Raw genomic sequence first — 14949 nt, forward strand, 5'->3', positions numbered from 1 at the left:
GTTAAGTCCAGTATGGACTCGACTAACATTCAGCGGGGGTTGAATCCCCCTCTGAATGAAGTCTCGGTTCAATCTAGGGTTTAGGCACAGCCTTAAAAAAGTAATTACAATAATTTTGTTGAGAGAGGGGTGTTTCCATGTCTTATGAGGTTATTCAATTGACTAAAGAGAATGGGGTAGCGACCATTACTTTAAACCGTCCCCCCATGAACCCCTTAAATAGCCAAGTATTTCGAGAATTAGCCAGGGCGATTGATGAACTGGATGCGGATAGCTCGGTTAAAGCCGTCATCATTACCGGATCCGGAGAAAAAGCGTTGGCCGCCGGTGCGGACATTACGGAGATGGTGAACCTAAGTCCGGTGGAGGCCTATGCGTTTTGCCAAATCTCGCGGACGGCCTTTGAAAAGATTGAAAACCTGCGCAAACCGGTAATCGCTGCGGTTAATGGGCTGGCTTTAGGCGGAGGCACTGAGCTTACCCTGGCCTGCGATTTCCGGATTGCGGCGGATACGGCGAAGTTCGGGCAGCCGGAAATCAATCTCGGAATCATTCCCGGAGCAGGCGGAACCCAGCGTTTAGCCCGCCTGATCGGGACTTCCAAGGCGAAGGAACTCATTTTCCTGGGCGATATCATTGATGCAGCCACGGCGGAAAAATTAGGTTTAGTGAACAAGGTTGTCCCGGCCGCTTTACTGATGGAAGAAGCCAGAAAATTGGCGCAAAAATTGGCCTCCAAACCGGCAATAGCCATGAAGATGGCCAAAGAGGCGATCAATACCGGGATCAACCTGGATATTTCTTCGGCTTTAACTTTGGAAATCCAGAATTTTGTCACCGCTTTTGCCAGCGAGGATCGGAAAGAGGGCATGGGAGCCTTTATGGAAAAGAGAAAGCCCAATTTTACGGATAAGTAAAACTCTAATTTTAACTTGCGAGAGGTGAAGAGGATGCCGGATTTGCCCAAAGGCGGGAGCTTTTTATTAGAGCGGACAGATCCTCAAAGTATTTTTACCCCTGAGGATTTTACGGAAGAGCATAAAATGCTGGCACGCACGGTGAAGGGATTCGTCGATGACCATATCTTGGCTAATATCGAGGAGCTGGAGGCACAGAAAGAAGGCTTAATCAGAGAACTGCTCATGTCTGCGGGGGAGCTTGGCCTCCTGGGTGCGGAAATTCCGGAAGCATACGACGGCTTTGAGCTGGACAAGATCAGTGCCACCTTGATTGCGGAAGGAATGGGCCGTGCGGGTTCCTTTGCCATGACCCAAGGCGGGCAGACAGGCATCGGCAGTTTACCCATTGTTTTCTTCGGCAACGAGGCTCAGAAGCAGAAATACCTTCCGGGAATTGTTACCGGGGAAAAGATCGGGGCCTATGCTCTGACAGAGCCCGGAGCCGGTTCGGATGCCTTAGCGGCGAAGACCAAAGCCGTCTTAAGTGCGGATGGAAAATACTATATCCTTAACGGGGCCAAACAATTTATTACCAATGCCGGAATGGCGGATGTGTTCATTGTCTATGCCAAGATTGACGGGGAGAAATTCAGCGCTTTTATCGTGGATGGGGATTCGGAAGGCCTGTCCACGGGTGCCGAGGAAAAAAAGATGGGGATTAAAGGGTCTTCGACCCGGACCTTAATCTTGGAAGATGTCAAAGTGCCGGTGGAAAACCTGCTCTTTGAAATCGGGCGCGGGCACGTGGTCGCGTTCAATATCTTGAACATGGGGCGCTACAAGCTGGCGGCGAACTCGGTTGGCAACGCCAAATTTGCCCTTGAAATGGCGGCAACCTATGCCAATGAGCGCAAACAGTTCAATGTCCCGATCGCACAATTCGGCCTGGTTAAGGAGAAACTGGCGGAAATGGCAGTGAAAATTTATGCTGCCGAAAGTATCGTATACCGTACCGGCGGATTGCTTGATCAGATGATGGGAAGCCTGGATACCTCCGGTCCGGATGCCGGGCAGATCGCTGCCAAAGGGATCGAGGAATATGCCGTGGAATGCTCCATGAACAAGGTCTTCGCCACAGAAGTATTGGGGTATGTGGTAGATGAGGGAGTGCAGATTCACGGCGGGTACGGCTTCATCTCGGAATACCCGATTGAGCGGCTGTACCGGGATGCCCGGATTTACCGAATTTTCGAAGGAACGAACGAAATCAACCGTTCCTTGATCCCGACTACACTCGTACGCAGAGACACGAAAGGGGAGCTTACCCTCCGGGAAGGAATCTCTGCCCTCGATGTGCGCCTAGCCGGAGATTTTCCGGTACGGGTAAAAGCAGAGGAATTGGTCCAAGCAGCAAAAGACATTTTCTTATTTACTCTGGGTAGGGGTTTGGACAAGTACGGAGAAGGACTCTCAAAGCAGCAGGAGATACTAGGCCGACTGGCTGATATTGCTATAGGGGCGTTTGCCATGGAGAGTGCCTGGCTGAGAGCTGAAAAAGCAGCGGCTAAAGATGGAGAAGCTGGGGCCAAGCTCAAAACAATGATGGCCAAAACCTATATCTATGCTAATATCAGCAGGCTTAAGACTGCAGCCCAGGAGGTTCTGGCTGCCCTGGCAGAGGGTCAGGAGTTAGAGGGTCTGCTGGCTAAGCTGGATAAGCTGACGCGCTACACACCCGTAAACACCGTGGCCTTAAGGCAGGAGATTGCGGCTGCTGTGTCCGATGCCGGCAAGTATGTCGTATGACAAACCAGCCCCTTTCGGAGAGCTGTAATCCTAAAACCAGATGATAGAGCTGAAAATCTATAATCTCAACCCCCTTGGAATATGCGTACTTTGAAGGAAGTACGAGTTTCCAAGAGGGTTCTTTTTCTGCTATAATTTTCAATATCGAGGTGCCGAATCAGGAAAGTTCCTATCGCGTTATTTTCGAGCACAACTTCAGAAATAATAATGAACGAGGGGAAGGATTGAATCGCGTGGCAGACATCAAAGAAATCGAAGCAAATCCTTACTGGCAGAACCACGGTCAGCGCCTGGGGGAAGGGGAGCCGCCGGAGGTCATCATGGAAGTGCCCCCTACAGTGCTGCAAATATACGGAACTGCTCACGGCGGAGCCATTGCCGGGCTTATGGACTCAGCAATTGCGGTGGCTGTTAATTACGAGTTGCCGCCGGACAAAGGGGCAGCCACCATTGAATTAAAATTGAATTATCTGCGTCCGGTTAAAGGAGGAACGCTAAGGGCACAAGGCCAAGTCATCAGCCGCGGCAAAATGATTGTGGTCGGAGAAGGGCGGATATGGGACGGAGACGGGGAATTAGCGGCCATCGGTACGGCAACGTTCAGAGTGTTTGAGAGAAAGAAATAGAAAAAAGGCAAAAGCATCTCTCTTGTTTGGTAACAGGAGAGATGCTTTTAATTTTTGTTCGAAATTAAAAATAACCTACTCAAATTAGACTAAACATATTAATGCTAAATGCAAATAAATAAAACTAGAACATCCTAAACAAATCAAAACCCAAAATTATTGTGAAAAATTATATTTTTTTATTAAATCAGAATATGAAGGAATAACTGAAAATTTGTAGAATATAATTTAACATTAAAATTGGTTAGACCAGTCAATACCACAGAATATACCATGGACGCAATAAGTAATACCGAACTGGCTTTCCAAACTAGGCATCTCTTGCAACTCAATCATCAACATCAACAACATCAACATCATTCATCAACACTATCACCAAGACCGACGAACGTGCAAAATGACAAAGGGGGGCGTGCCCAGAAAAGAGTAAATTTTTGCTAAAAGATATCAGAAAAGTGGAAAATGGCAGAAGAGTGAATTAGGAAGAGATGCTGAAAAACCTAAAATCAGGAGGGGGAAGATCCATGAAGAAAAAAATTGCTTTAATTACTTCAGTCGTATTAAGTCTTTCTTTAGCACTGACGGGTTGTGGCAGCAGCACAGCCAATTCCGGAAAATCCGGCGGGGCCGGCGGGGACAAGATTAAAATCGGTGTTGCGATTCCGCTAACCGGTGCGATTGCGGAAACGGGCGGTACAATTAAAAAGGCCGTTGAGCTTGGCGCTGAACAAATCAACCAAAAAGGCGGAATCAACGGCAAGCAAGTTGAATTAGTTGAACTGGACGACAAAGCCGATCCCAAGGAAGCCGCCATTGTGGCCAATAAATTTGCTTCCGATTCTTCCATTATCGGAGTGGTCGGACACTATACCAGTTCCACCACGTTAGCGGGAGCACCAATCTATAACAAAGCAGGCCTCTCTCATATCGCCATCGGTTCAACTTCCCCGGCGGTCACCAATGCCGGACCTTTTACCTACCGGGATATCACTACGGACGCCTATGACGGTGAAATCGTAGCTAAATGGACAGTAGACGAAGGTGCCAAGAAAATCGCCATTCTTTATGAAAATGATGACTACGGTAAAGGGTTAGCCGATGTTTATAACAAAAAAGTCACTTCACTAGGCTCCCAAATTGTATTCCAAGAGCCTTATAACCTCGGGGAAACTAAAGACTTCAGCGCCATTCTGACCAAGCTGAAAGCCGCCGGTCCGGATACTATCTTTATTGCCGGACAATACAACGAAGCAGCCATGATTCTGAAGCAAGGCAAGAGACTGGGAATCAGCCTCCCGGTTTTCGGTTCCAATGGACTCTATTCTGATGCCCTGATTCAACTTGGTGGTCAAGAAGTAGAAGGATTGCGCGCGGTGGGTTCGTTCCACCGTTCGGCGGATTATCCGGAAGCCAAAGCGTTTATCGATGCTTACAAAGCAAAATGGGGTCAAGAGCCTGACACTTGGGCCGCTTATGCTTATGATGCGCTCAATATCCTGTTCGAAGCCGTGAAAAACGGCGGCGAAGACCGTAAAAAAGTCAATGACTACTTAACCACCCTTAAAGACTTCAAAGGTGCTACCGGTACTACGACATTTGATGCCAACGGAGACTGCCTGAAAGAACCTTTGAAACTTATCGTTAAAAACGGAAAATTCGAGATCTATAAAAAGTAGTTAGCGCCGGAGGGGAGGGGGTTTTTCCTCCTCCCCCAAATGCCATCCGAGGAAGGTGAGAAGATGTTTTGGCAACAGCTGGTTAACGGATTAACGGCCGGAAGCATGTATGCGCTAATTGCTCTGGGGTACACCATGGTTTACGGGATTTTGAAAATCATCAACTTTGCCCATGGTGACATCTTCATGGTCGGAGCGTTTCTAGGCTTAATCATTATCAAACAATTTCATCTGGGATTTGTCCCGGCATTTCTTTTATCCATGGTCATTGTGGCCATCATCGGGATCATCATCGAAAAAATCGCGTACCGTCCGCTGCGTAAATCCACGAAACTAGCCCCGCTCTTAAGTGCGTTGGGCGTGTCCATTTTCTTAGTAAATTTTGCCCAGCTAGTCTGGGGTACGGAAGTCCGCTCGTTTCCCCCCAGCCTGCAAATCGATACCTTTCAGGTGGGCAGTGTCACTTTAAGCAACATCCAGATTTATGCCCTGCTTATTTCCTTTGCGCTCATGCTTGCCCTTCATTTCTTCGTGCATAAAACCAAAATGGGAGTCGCCATGCGGGCCACTTCCCACAGCATCAACCATGCACGCCTGATGGGCATTAATGTCGATAATATTATCTCCCTTACCTTTGGTATCGGGTCTGCCCTGGCTGCAGCCGCCGGTATCTTAATCGGACTGTATTATGACGCAGTGTACCCGGTCATGGGGTATACCGCAGGGCTAAAAGCCTTCACTGCCGCCGTCCTGGGCGGAATCGGCAGCATTCCCGGCGCCATGCTCGGGGGGTTGCTTCTGGGGGTCGTTGAAAACCTCGGAGCGGCCTATATCTCCATGGGTTACCGTGATGCCATTGCCTTCGGCTTGTTGATCATCATCCTCTTGCTTAAGCCTACGGGACTCCTTGGAAAAAACATACAGCAGAAAGTGTAGGTGAAGGGCGTGAACTTCAAACCAAACCGTTTCCTGCCGAACCGTTTCCTAAACGGAAAGTTAAGCCTAATCGGCGCCTTGCTTCTCATCCTTATCCTGCCGCAGGTGGTCGCCAGTGAATACGTCATGCACGTCCTGATCACGGTTGGGCTCTATATTATCTTAAGCCTTAGCCTTAACCTCGTTTCCGGCTATACCGGCCAGCTCTCCATCGGGCATGCCGCTTTTTACGGCATCGGAGCCTATGTGGCGGCCCTCTTAATGCTCCGTCTCAACTTGTCCTATTGGGCTGTGTTGCCGCTTGCCGGCTTAGTAACCGCCGCCTTTGGTTTTATTCTCGGCCTGCCCACCCTCAGGCTCCAGGGAGATTACCTGGCAATCGTCACCTTGGGCTTTGGCGAAATCGTGCGGCTGGTATTCCTAAACTGGGACAAGGTCACCCGCGGCCCCATGGGTCTTCCGGGCATTCCTTCCCCTCAGATCGGAGATCTTGTCTTCATGAGCAAAGTCCCCTACTTCTACCTGGTCATGGGCATGATGCTCATCACCTTAGTCTTCATGATCAGAGTATCCGAATCGGAAATGGGCCTCAGCCTCATGGCGGTAAGCCATGACGAAGTCGCAGCCGAAGCCGTAGGCGTGAACACCCTCAAAGCTAAACTCCTGGCTTTCACCTTAAGCGCCTTTTTCGCAGGAATTGCCGGCAGCTTCTATGCCACCTACATCTCTTTCATCAGCCCGGATTCCTTTACCTTTATGGACTCCATCACCATCCTAGCCATGGTCGTCCTTGGAGGCCTCGCCAGCATCCCGGGCGTCGTCATCGGCGCTATTGTCCTGGGGGTCGCACCCGAAGTTCTAAGATTTATGGCCGATTACCGCATGCTTTTGTACGGAGCCCTCATGGTCGTCATGATGATCTTCAAACCGGACGGTTTCTGGGGCGCGAAAAAGCGCGTGTACAATGTCATCCGCAAAAACCTGGAACAAAAACAGCTCCTGCATAAGCGAGGTGAGAGCGTATGAGCGGGATGCACCTAATCGAAGTCAAAGAGGTATCCATCCATTTCGGAGGCATCGTCGCCATCGACAAACTCTCCATGCATGCAGATAAAGGGGAAATCCTCGCTATCATCGGACCGAACGGAGCCGGAAAAACCACGCTCTTTAACCTCTTATCCGGGGTGTACCAGCCGACCTATGGGGAAGTTGTGTTCAAAGGCCATTCCGTCAAAGGATTCAAGCCCCACACCTTAGTCGAAAAAGGAATCGCCCGCACCTTCCAAAATATCCGGCTTTTTCCCAATTTAACCGTCTTAGAAAACGTCATGGTCGGGCACCAGTGCCGCAGCCGGGAAGGACTTTTAGGAACCCTTATCCACAGCAAGAAAATCATGAAGCAACGGGTCAACATGATCGAACGCTGTGAAGAACTCCTGGAACTGGTTAAACTCAAGGATTCCATGGAAGAACTGGCTACCAGCCTTCCCTATGGGAAACAGCGCTTGTTGGAAATCGCCCGTGCCCTGGCCACCGAGTGCGAAGTCTTGCTTTTAGACGAACCGGCGGCTGGGATGAACAGCCACGAACGCACCGAGCTAATCGCGCTCATTCGCAAGATCAGCAAAGACTTGCACAAAACCATCATCTTAATTGAGCACGACCTTGAGTTGGTCATGGACATTTCCGACCGGATCATGGTCCTGGACTATGGCCGGAAAATTGCCGAAGGGCTGCCGCAAGAGATACAGAACAATCCCAAAGTCATTGAAGCCTATATCGGAAGCGATGAGGATGAATTAGAGGAGGGCGGCTATGCTGCAGTTGGAGAATATTAGCGTTCATTACGGCGTCATCCCTGCTCTTAAAGGTCTCAGCCTCGAAGTCAAAGAAGGAGAAATTGTGGCTTTAATCGGGGCTAACGGCGCCGGCAAAAGCACTACCTTAAAAACAATTTCCGGCCTGAAGCGTCCAACCAGCGGCAGCATCAAATTTAAGGGCCAGGATATCAGCCGGATGAACGCAGATGGGATTGTGCGTTTAGGCATCAGCCAAGTCCCGGAAGGCAGAGGGGTATTTCCCAATCTGACCGTGATTGAGAACCTCATGCTTGGAACCTATGTCCGCAAAGATAAACAAAACTTTGAAAAAGACTTAGAGAATGTCTATAATAAATTTCCGCGCCTAAAAGAACGCAAACACCAATATGGCGGAACTTTAAGCGGAGGAGAACAGCAAATGCTGGCCATAGGCCGGTCCCTGATGGCCGCGCCCAAACTCTTGCTTCTGGATGAGCCTTCCATGGGGCTTGCTCCTATAGTCGTGAAAGAAATCTTCCGTACGATTAAAGAAATTAACCGCACCAGCGGTACCACCATTCTCTTGGTGGAACAAAATGCGCGCATGGCCTTGGCCGCCGCTGACCGGGCCTATGTCTTAGAAACCGGGAAAATTGTGCTCGAAGGAACGTCTGCCAGCCTGCGGGCCAATCCCCAAGTGCAGGGAGCTTATCTCGGAGGCAAACGCGACAGGCATCCGGCGGGGACGGTAGAAACCAGCGCCTAGAGCAGATGTAAGAATGTAGTTGTTTGTAGGGGAGCACGTGAAGGAAGAAGTTGGTGTAACAGCAAGTAACATACGTTATACCTGTAAGGAAAGTGGAAAAGATCGGAGGTATAGAGCAACAAGTGACTAAGAAATATGATCTGATTATCGCTGGCGGCGGGATTATGGCCTCCAGCTTGGCCTACAATTTACGGAGAGATGGATATACCGGCAGCATTGCTGTTTTTGAAAAGGACCGGATGTATGAATTTTCTTCTACCCCACGCAGCTATGGCGGGGTGCGCCATACCTTCAGCATTGAAGGAAATATCCGGCTATCCCAACTGAGTGTTAAGCTGTATGAGCGGTTTGAACAGGATATGGCCATGGATGGGGAAGCGGCCGTCATTGATTTTAACCAGCACGGCTATCTGTATTTGGCTGATCAGGACGGGCTGGCCATGCTTAAGGAAAATATGAAATTGCAGCATAGCCTGGGGTGTGAGATTCAGCTCATGACTCCGGAAGAAGTCAAAGCGTTTGTGCCCGAGCTGGTTGTGGATGACCTGGCCGGAGGCATCTTCGATGTCAAAGGCGGAAACATCGACCCGAATACGGTGCTTCAATGGTATGTAAGACACGCCAAACGACTGGGAGTAGAGTATATCTATGAGAAGGTTCAAGCCATCCTGACCGACGGCCAGGCCATGACCGGGGTTAAATTAGAAAGCGGAGAAGAGTATCACGCTCCGATCGTGGTCAATGCTGCCGGAGCCTGGTCCGGAGAATTAAGCAAAACCGCCGGACTGGATATACCGGTGGTGCCGCTTAAGAAGCAGGTGTATTGTGTGGACTTGGCGGAACCGTTTGACCGGGATATTCCCTTTGTCTTTGATACCATCAAAGCCACTTATTTTCAATCAGAAGGGCAAAAAATTATTACCAGCTCACGGGAAGGATCCAACCTTTTCGACAGAGACGGTCAGCTTAGCTATCATTATAATTTCCACTTAGATAAATCATTTTTTACCAATGAAGTCTGGCCCTTGCTGGCGGAGCGTTCTCCCAAGTTTGAGCGCTTGAAGCTGGAACAGGGGTGGGCCGGCCTCTATGAATACAACTATATCGACCATAATGGGATTATTGGGGCCTACCCGGGAGTGAAAGGGTATTATGTGCTCACCGGATTTAGCGGGCATGGTTTCCAGCAAGCCCCGGCGGCGGGGAAAGGCTTGTCCGAACTGATTCGCTTGGGCCGGTACGAAACCCTTGATTTAACCCCGTTTTCAATTGAACGCTTTGCCAAAAATGAGCTGCTCCTGGAGAAAGAAGTTTATTAGAAGAAGATAAAGTTAGACGGATTACAAGGAATATAGGGTAATAACGAAGAAAGTATTTTTTGAGGAACACTTTTTTCAAGGGGTGAGCGCTAATGGATCTAACGCGTAAAAAACGCACCAAGCTTTACGAAGATGTGGTTGAACAAATCCGAAAGCTAATCATAGAAGGCACTTTAGCCCCTGGGGATCAACTGCTTCCGGAAAGGCAGCTTGCGGAAAAATTAGGAGTTAGCCGGTCTGCGGTGCGGGAAGCGTTAACATCCTTGGTATCCCTAGGGCTTCTGGAAATCATCCCTGGGAGCGGGGCCTATGTCAAAGAAGTCAAAATGGATGATTTAATTAATCCTTTAGCTTCAGTGATGCTTAAAGAAATTGACAATATTTTCGATTTGCTTGAAGCCCGGCTGGTTTTAGAAACCGGTGCTGCCCGCCTGGCCGCGGAACGGGCCGAGCGCACGGATCTCTATGAAATGCATGAGTTTTTAAGAGATATGGAAAATGACGTAAACGAAGGCCGGAACACGGATGAATCAGACAGTCTGTTCCATTTCAGCACTGTTCGTGCCAGCCATAACCCGGTGCTTTTAAATCTCATGACCGTGCTCATGGGCCTGATGAAGGAATACTATGGACCCAGCCGCAAGAAATTGGTGGAGCTCTGTGAAGACCGGGATATGTGGACGCGCCAGCATCGGGAAACTTATGAAGCCATTAAAGCCGGTGACCCTGAAACGGCGGCGGCAGCTGTCGCCCGCCATCTGGAGACAACCATTGAAAGATTAAAAAAGCTTCAGGGCATGGAGGAGTAAAGGAGGAGAAGGCTTGTGAACATGGGCAAAGAGTTGCTCTATTTGTCAAGGGAGGATGTTGCATCGCTTAATATCGGAATGGCCGAGACCATCCGCCTGTTGGAAGAGGCATTTCTGGAAAAAGCTAACGGAAAAGTAGACGCGCTGCACAAGACGGAGCTGCATCCCAAACGGGATGACGACTTTATCAATGCCATGCCGTGCAGCTTCCCTAACAAGGCTGCCGGAATCAAGTGGATCAGCGCTTATCCGGGCAACAAAGAGAAAGGCTTGCCCTACCTGTCCGGGCTGATTGTTCTGAATGACCCTCAGACCGGTATTCCAATAGCGATCATGGAGGCGGGAATCATAACCGCAATCCGAACGGGTGCGGTGACCGGGTTGTCTGCCAAGTATCTGGCCCGCAAGGATAGCCAGACTGTGGCCATTCTTGGGTGCGGGGTTCAGGCCCGGACGCAATTGGAGGCGGTGCTGGCCGTCTATCCGGGGATTCAACTGGTCAAAGCCTATGATGTGATTTCTGAGGCAGCAGCCCGATATGCCGCTGAAATGGGAGAGAAGTTTAAGGTTAGGGTAGAGACCACAGCTTCTCCGGAAGCCGCCGTCAGGGACAGCGATATTATCGTGACCGCCGGCCCCATCCTTTCCAACCCGAATCCGGTGATTGAAGGCTCCTGGTTAAAGGAAGGGTGTTTTGGGGCTCCCATAGATTATGATTCTTATTGGAAGAAGAGTGCTTTCGAAGCGGCCGCGAGAATTTATGTGGATGATGTGGCCCAATTTGACAGCCACCGCCCCTTGGGTTATTTCAGCGCCGTTCCGCCGGTTTACGGGGAGTTGGCCGATTTGGTGGCCGGCAAGATTTCCGCCCGCCTCAATGATACGGAACGCCTTATCGCCGTCAATTTAGGGCTGTCTCTGGAAGATATTGCCGCCGCGTCCCAGGTTTATGAGCAAGCCTTAAAGAAAGGTTTGGGCCGGGTTTTACCGGTGTAATCTCGTGTGAATGGAGATGTAACACTGAACTAACCCGCCCTAAGTCCCCCGCCCCTATAGGCGGCGGGTGCCAAAGGGCGGTTAAGTCCAGTATGGACTCGACTAACATTCAGTGGGGGTTGAATCCCCCTCTGAATGAAGTCTCGTTCAATCTGCTCCCTGCCTGGAGGTGGTTAAGTTGCAGCAGGGAAAAAGGGCGGGGGTTATGGCAATCATCATCTCCACCTTGGGCTTTTGTGTCTATCCGATCTTTGGCAAAGTCGTGTTTGCAGGCGGAGCCAGTGTTTTCACCGTCTTGTTTATTCGCTTCACCCTGGCGGCCGTCGTGTTCTGGAGCTTGACCTGGTGGAAAAGCGGCAGGCCCAGACTCGGCCTGAAAATTTGGCTCGTACTTCTGGGGATGGGCGGAATGGGATATGCGAGCATGGCAGCGCTTTTATTAGGGTCTGTTCATTATATTCCGGCTTCCATCGCTTCTCTCATTTTCTATACCTTTCCCCTGATGGTCACAGTGATTGCGATCGCCACCCGCCAGGAAATTGCTTCCGGATTAAAGCTCCTGGGGCTTGGCAGTTCCAGTTTGGGTTTAATTCTGGTGATCGGGCTGAACTTTGGCGGGGTCAATCTCATGGGTGCTTTGATTGCCTTCAGTTCAGCAGTGGTTCATGCTTTGAACGTGATGATCGGCAATCGGGTGCTTCGGGTCTCTGATCCTTTGCTCAGTACAGCCGGGATGACAACGGGGGCCGCTGTGAGTATGGGAATTGCGTCCTTGGCCACCGGGCTTACGTGGCAGCTTTCAGCAACCACCTGGCTGGGGATTGCCGGAATCACCTTCTTTTCTACGATTATTGCGATGTTTAGTTTTTATAAAGGGTTGCAGCTTGTAGGGGCTTCGACCGCTTCGATTTTAAGCATGCTGGAACCTGTAATGACCGGGATACTGGCGTATTTGTTTCTGGGAGAGCGCCTTACTCTTACCCAGCTGGTGGGAGGAGCTTTGGTTCTTTTAGGTAGTATGATCGTGGCCTGGGTGCCGGTTCCAGTGCCTGTATCTGAGAAACCTATACCGTAATAGTAAGAGGCAGAAAAAATCAAAAGGGCATAAAAATGTCCGGACTGGAGGGAATGGAAAGATGAATGTAGCAGAACTGAAGAATTCGCACAAAGTGCTGGGAACCTTCAACTATCAACTTGGAGTGCTGGAAAAGGGATACGCGAACCGCACCCTCTATGTCAATCTCTCGACCAAAACCTTTGCCGAAAAACCGGTGAGCGCGGAGATGAAACAAAAGTTTATCGGGGGCCGGGGCTTTGGCCTTAAACTCCTGTGGGACGCTATTAAGGATAATTCCAAGTGGGATGATCCTGAAAATGAACTCATCATCGCACCAGGGCCGATTGGCGGAATTACCCAGTACCCCGGTGCCGGCAAATCCTATGTCGTCGGACTCTCTCCCTTAACCCAGTCCGCCATGGACAGCAACGTCGGCGGCTATTTCGGCCCTTTCTTGAAATTCTCCGGCTGGGACGCCCTTGAAATCCAAGGGAAAGCCGAGCGGGATGTCATCGTCTATATCGAGGGTACCAAAGGAATCGTCACCATTGAAGAAGCTCCCTTAGAGGAATTAAACGCCGACATCTTGTCCGAACAATTAACGGAAATGTATGCCGAAAATGAAGCGGACAAAGTGAATATCTCGGTGGTCGCCGCTGGGGAAGCCGCGGATCACACCTTAATCGGGCTCTTAAACTTCTCCTTTTGGGATCCCCGCCGGAAAGCCATTCGCCTGAAGCAAGCCGGGCGCGGGGGCTTAGGCACCGTCTTTAGGGATAAAAAGATCAAAGCATTGGTCATCCGCAGTCCCAAAGTAAAAGGGGATTTGAACAACCCGGCCGACATCTCAACCCTGCACAAAGTCGGCCGGAAAATGCACAAAGAAATCATGGCCTTGGACAGTTCCCAGTGCGGCATGCGTACTGTCGGCACCACCCACATCGCCAAGATCATGAACGACTATGACCTGCTCCCGGTGCGCAATTACCGTTTTGGCTCCGACCCGGAAGCCAAAAATATCACGCATGAAGTGCTCTTAGCCAAATACTTTAACCTAAACGGGCATGACGAATGCTGGTATGGGTGCAGTCTCTCCTGTGCCAAAGTGATCAATTCCTTCAAACTCAAAACCGGACCCCACAAAGGGAAAGAAGTATTGGTTGACGGGCCGGAATATGAGACCATTTCCGCCGCCGGCAGTGTCATCGGAGTTTTTGATCCCGAGTACGTCATTGAAGCCAATTACTACTGCGATGCCTACGGCGTGGACACCATTTCCTTCGGCACCCTGACCGCCTTTGTCATGGAGTGCTATGAAAGCGGCGTCTTAAACAAAGAGATAACCGGTGGTTTAGAACTGAACTTCGGCAATGCCGAAGCTGCCCTGGAACTCTTACACCAGATGGCCAGGGGAGAAGGCTTCGGGACCATTGCCGGGCTCGGCATTCGCCGCATGAAACAGTACTTTGCCGAAAAATACGGGGCAGATCCCAAATTCCTGCAAGACATCGGCATGGAAGTCAAAGGCCTCGAATTCTCGGAATATGTCACCAAAGAGTCCTTGGCCCAGCAAGGGGGTTACGGGCTTACCAACAAAGGCCCGCAACACGATGAGGCCTGGCTCATCTTCATGGACATGGTCAACAACCAAATCCCCACCTTTGAAGACAAAGCCGAAGCACTTTTCTATTTTCCGATGCTTCGGACCTGGTTCAGCCTCAACGGCTTATGCAAACTTCCCTGGAATGACATCGTCCCGGCCGACAATCATCTCACCGCCGAACCTAATAAAGTGCCGGAACACGTACAAAACTATGTAGACATCTATAATGCGGTCACCGGCTCGAATATTAATGAAGACGGACTCATTGGGCAGTCGGAAATCGTGTATAACTTCCACCGGGTGTTCAACTTAAGGATGGGCTTTGGCACCCGGGAATACGATCAACTCCCTTACCGGGCAGTTGGGCCAGTCACCGTGGAAGAATACGAATCCCGGCAAGAGCGCTATGACGGGCAGCTGAAGAACATCTTAAATATTGATCCTGAGGGCAAAAGCACGGAAGAAAAAATGCGGCTTCTGCGGGAGTACAGGGAAGAGCAGTACCAGAAGCTCTGTGACGCAGTCTATAAGCGCAGAGGCTGGAATGAGAACGGCATTCCTACGGTAGATACCCTGAAACGCTTGGGGATAGATTTCCCGGATGTGGTGGAGCTGGTACAGAAGCACGCGTAAAGAACATTGTTGGGCCGGGAGGAA

General features: G+C 50.2%; 13 protein-coding genes. All 13 read left to right on the forward strand.

The window, feature by feature from the left end; genetic code table 11:
* The first annotated feature begins 137 nt into the window (after positions 1-137).
* Positions 138-917, forward strand: a complete 780-nt coding sequence (locus J0X21_RS01120; RefSeq protein WP_206809004.1) for an enoyl-CoA hydratase/isomerase family protein — start codon at positions 138-140, stop codon at positions 915-917.
* 33 nt (positions 918-950) lie between these two features.
* Entirely contained in the window at positions 951-2705 is a 1755-nt protein-coding gene (locus J0X21_RS01125; RefSeq protein WP_206809014.1) for an acyl-CoA dehydrogenase family protein, read from the forward strand.
* Positions 2706-2938: 233 nt separating this feature from the next.
* Positions 2939-3331 carry a PaaI family thioesterase gene (locus J0X21_RS01130; protein ID WP_206809022.1) on the forward strand — a complete coding sequence of 131 codons (393 nt, stop codon included), beginning with the start codon at positions 2939-2941 and terminating at the stop codon, positions 3329-3331.
* A 524-nt stretch (positions 3332-3855) separates the two neighbouring features.
* The gene (locus J0X21_RS01135; RefSeq protein WP_206809024.1) at positions 3856-5007 is read left to right on the forward strand and encodes an ABC transporter substrate-binding protein; all 1152 of its coding nucleotides are present in this window, start codon (positions 3856-3858) and stop codon (positions 5005-5007) included.
* A gap of 63 nt (positions 5008-5070) precedes the next feature.
* Positions 5071-5943 (forward strand): branched-chain amino acid ABC transporter permease, encoded by an 873-nt coding sequence (locus tag J0X21_RS01140; RefSeq protein ID WP_206809033.1) that lies wholly within the window; start codon positions 5071-5073, stop codon positions 5941-5943.
* Between the two features lie 9 nt (positions 5944-5952).
* Positions 5953-6969 (forward strand): branched-chain amino acid ABC transporter permease, encoded by a 1017-nt coding sequence (locus J0X21_RS01145; protein ID WP_328811979.1) that lies wholly within the window; start codon positions 5953-5955, stop codon positions 6967-6969.
* Positions 6966-7781: an ABC transporter ATP-binding protein gene (locus J0X21_RS01150; RefSeq protein WP_236005990.1), complete on the forward strand. Its 816-nt coding sequence runs from the start codon at positions 6966-6968 to the stop codon at positions 7779-7781. The genes J0X21_RS01145 and J0X21_RS01150 overlap by 4 nt, the downstream gene beginning before the upstream one ends.
* Entirely contained in the window at positions 7759-8508 is a 750-nt protein-coding gene (locus tag J0X21_RS01155) for an ABC transporter ATP-binding protein (protein WP_206809035.1), read from the forward strand. The genes J0X21_RS01150 and J0X21_RS01155 overlap by 23 nt, the downstream gene beginning before the upstream one ends.
* A gap of 92 nt (positions 8509-8600) precedes the next feature.
* Positions 8601-9827, forward strand: coding sequence for an NAD(P)/FAD-dependent oxidoreductase (locus J0X21_RS01160; protein WP_206809037.1), 1227 nt, complete (start codon positions 8601-8603; stop codon positions 9825-9827).
* A gap of 92 nt (positions 9828-9919) precedes the next feature.
* Complete coding sequence (locus J0X21_RS01165) at positions 9920-10636, forward strand: FadR/GntR family transcriptional regulator (protein ID WP_206809039.1); 717 nt, start codon at positions 9920-9922, stop codon at positions 10634-10636.
* Between the two features lie 21 nt (positions 10637-10657).
* On the forward strand, positions 10658-11632 hold the full coding sequence (locus J0X21_RS01170) for an ornithine cyclodeaminase family protein (protein WP_236006015.1): 975 nt from the start codon (positions 10658-10660) through the stop codon (positions 11630-11632).
* A 178-nt stretch (positions 11633-11810) separates the two neighbouring features.
* Positions 11811-12707 (forward strand): EamA family transporter, encoded by an 897-nt coding sequence (locus J0X21_RS01175; RefSeq protein ID WP_236005991.1) that lies wholly within the window; start codon positions 11811-11813, stop codon positions 12705-12707.
* Positions 12708-12768: 61 nt separating this feature from the next.
* Complete coding sequence (locus J0X21_RS01180) at positions 12769-14925, forward strand: aldehyde ferredoxin oxidoreductase family protein (protein ID WP_206809044.1); 2157 nt, start codon at positions 12769-12771, stop codon at positions 14923-14925.
* Positions 14926-14949 lie beyond the last annotated feature (24 nt).

Source organism: Paradesulfitobacterium ferrireducens, from assembly GCF_017310645.1.
Lineage (GTDB): Bacteria > Bacillota > Desulfitobacteriia > Desulfitobacteriales > Desulfitobacteriaceae > Paradesulfitobacterium > Paradesulfitobacterium ferrireducens.

What these genes read in the sequence shown, in the direction of transcription:
- J0X21_RS01140 (WP_206809033.1), top strand. Translation starts at nt 5,071, where the DNA reads ATGTTTTGGCAACAGCTGGTTAACGGATTAACGGCCGGAAGCATGTAT.
- J0X21_RS01170 (WP_236006015.1), top strand. Translation starts at nt 10,658, where the DNA reads ATGGGCAAAGAGTTGCTCTATTTGTCAAGGGAGGATGTTGCATCGCTT.
- J0X21_RS01135 (WP_206809024.1), top strand. Translation starts at nt 3,856, where the DNA reads ATGAAGAAAAAAATTGCTTTAATTACTTCAGTCGTATTAAGTCTTTCT.
- J0X21_RS01155 (WP_206809035.1), top strand. Translation starts at nt 7,759, where the DNA reads ATGCTGCAGTTGGAGAATATTAGCGTTCATTACGGCGTCATCCCTGCT.
- J0X21_RS01150 (WP_236005990.1), top strand. Translation starts at nt 6,966, where the DNA reads ATGAGCGGGATGCACCTAATCGAAGTCAAAGAGGTATCCATCCATTTC.
- J0X21_RS01180 (WP_206809044.1), top strand. Translation starts at nt 12,769, where the DNA reads ATGAATGTAGCAGAACTGAAGAATTCGCACAAAGTGCTGGGAACCTTC.
- J0X21_RS01125 (WP_206809014.1), top strand. Translation starts at nt 951, where the DNA reads ATGCCGGATTTGCCCAAAGGCGGGAGCTTTTTATTAGAGCGGACAGAT.
- J0X21_RS01120 (WP_206809004.1), top strand. Translation starts at nt 138, where the DNA reads ATGTCTTATGAGGTTATTCAATTGACTAAAGAGAATGGGGTAGCGACC.
- J0X21_RS01165 (WP_206809039.1), top strand. Translation starts at nt 9,920, where the DNA reads ATGGATCTAACGCGTAAAAAACGCACCAAGCTTTACGAAGATGTGGTT.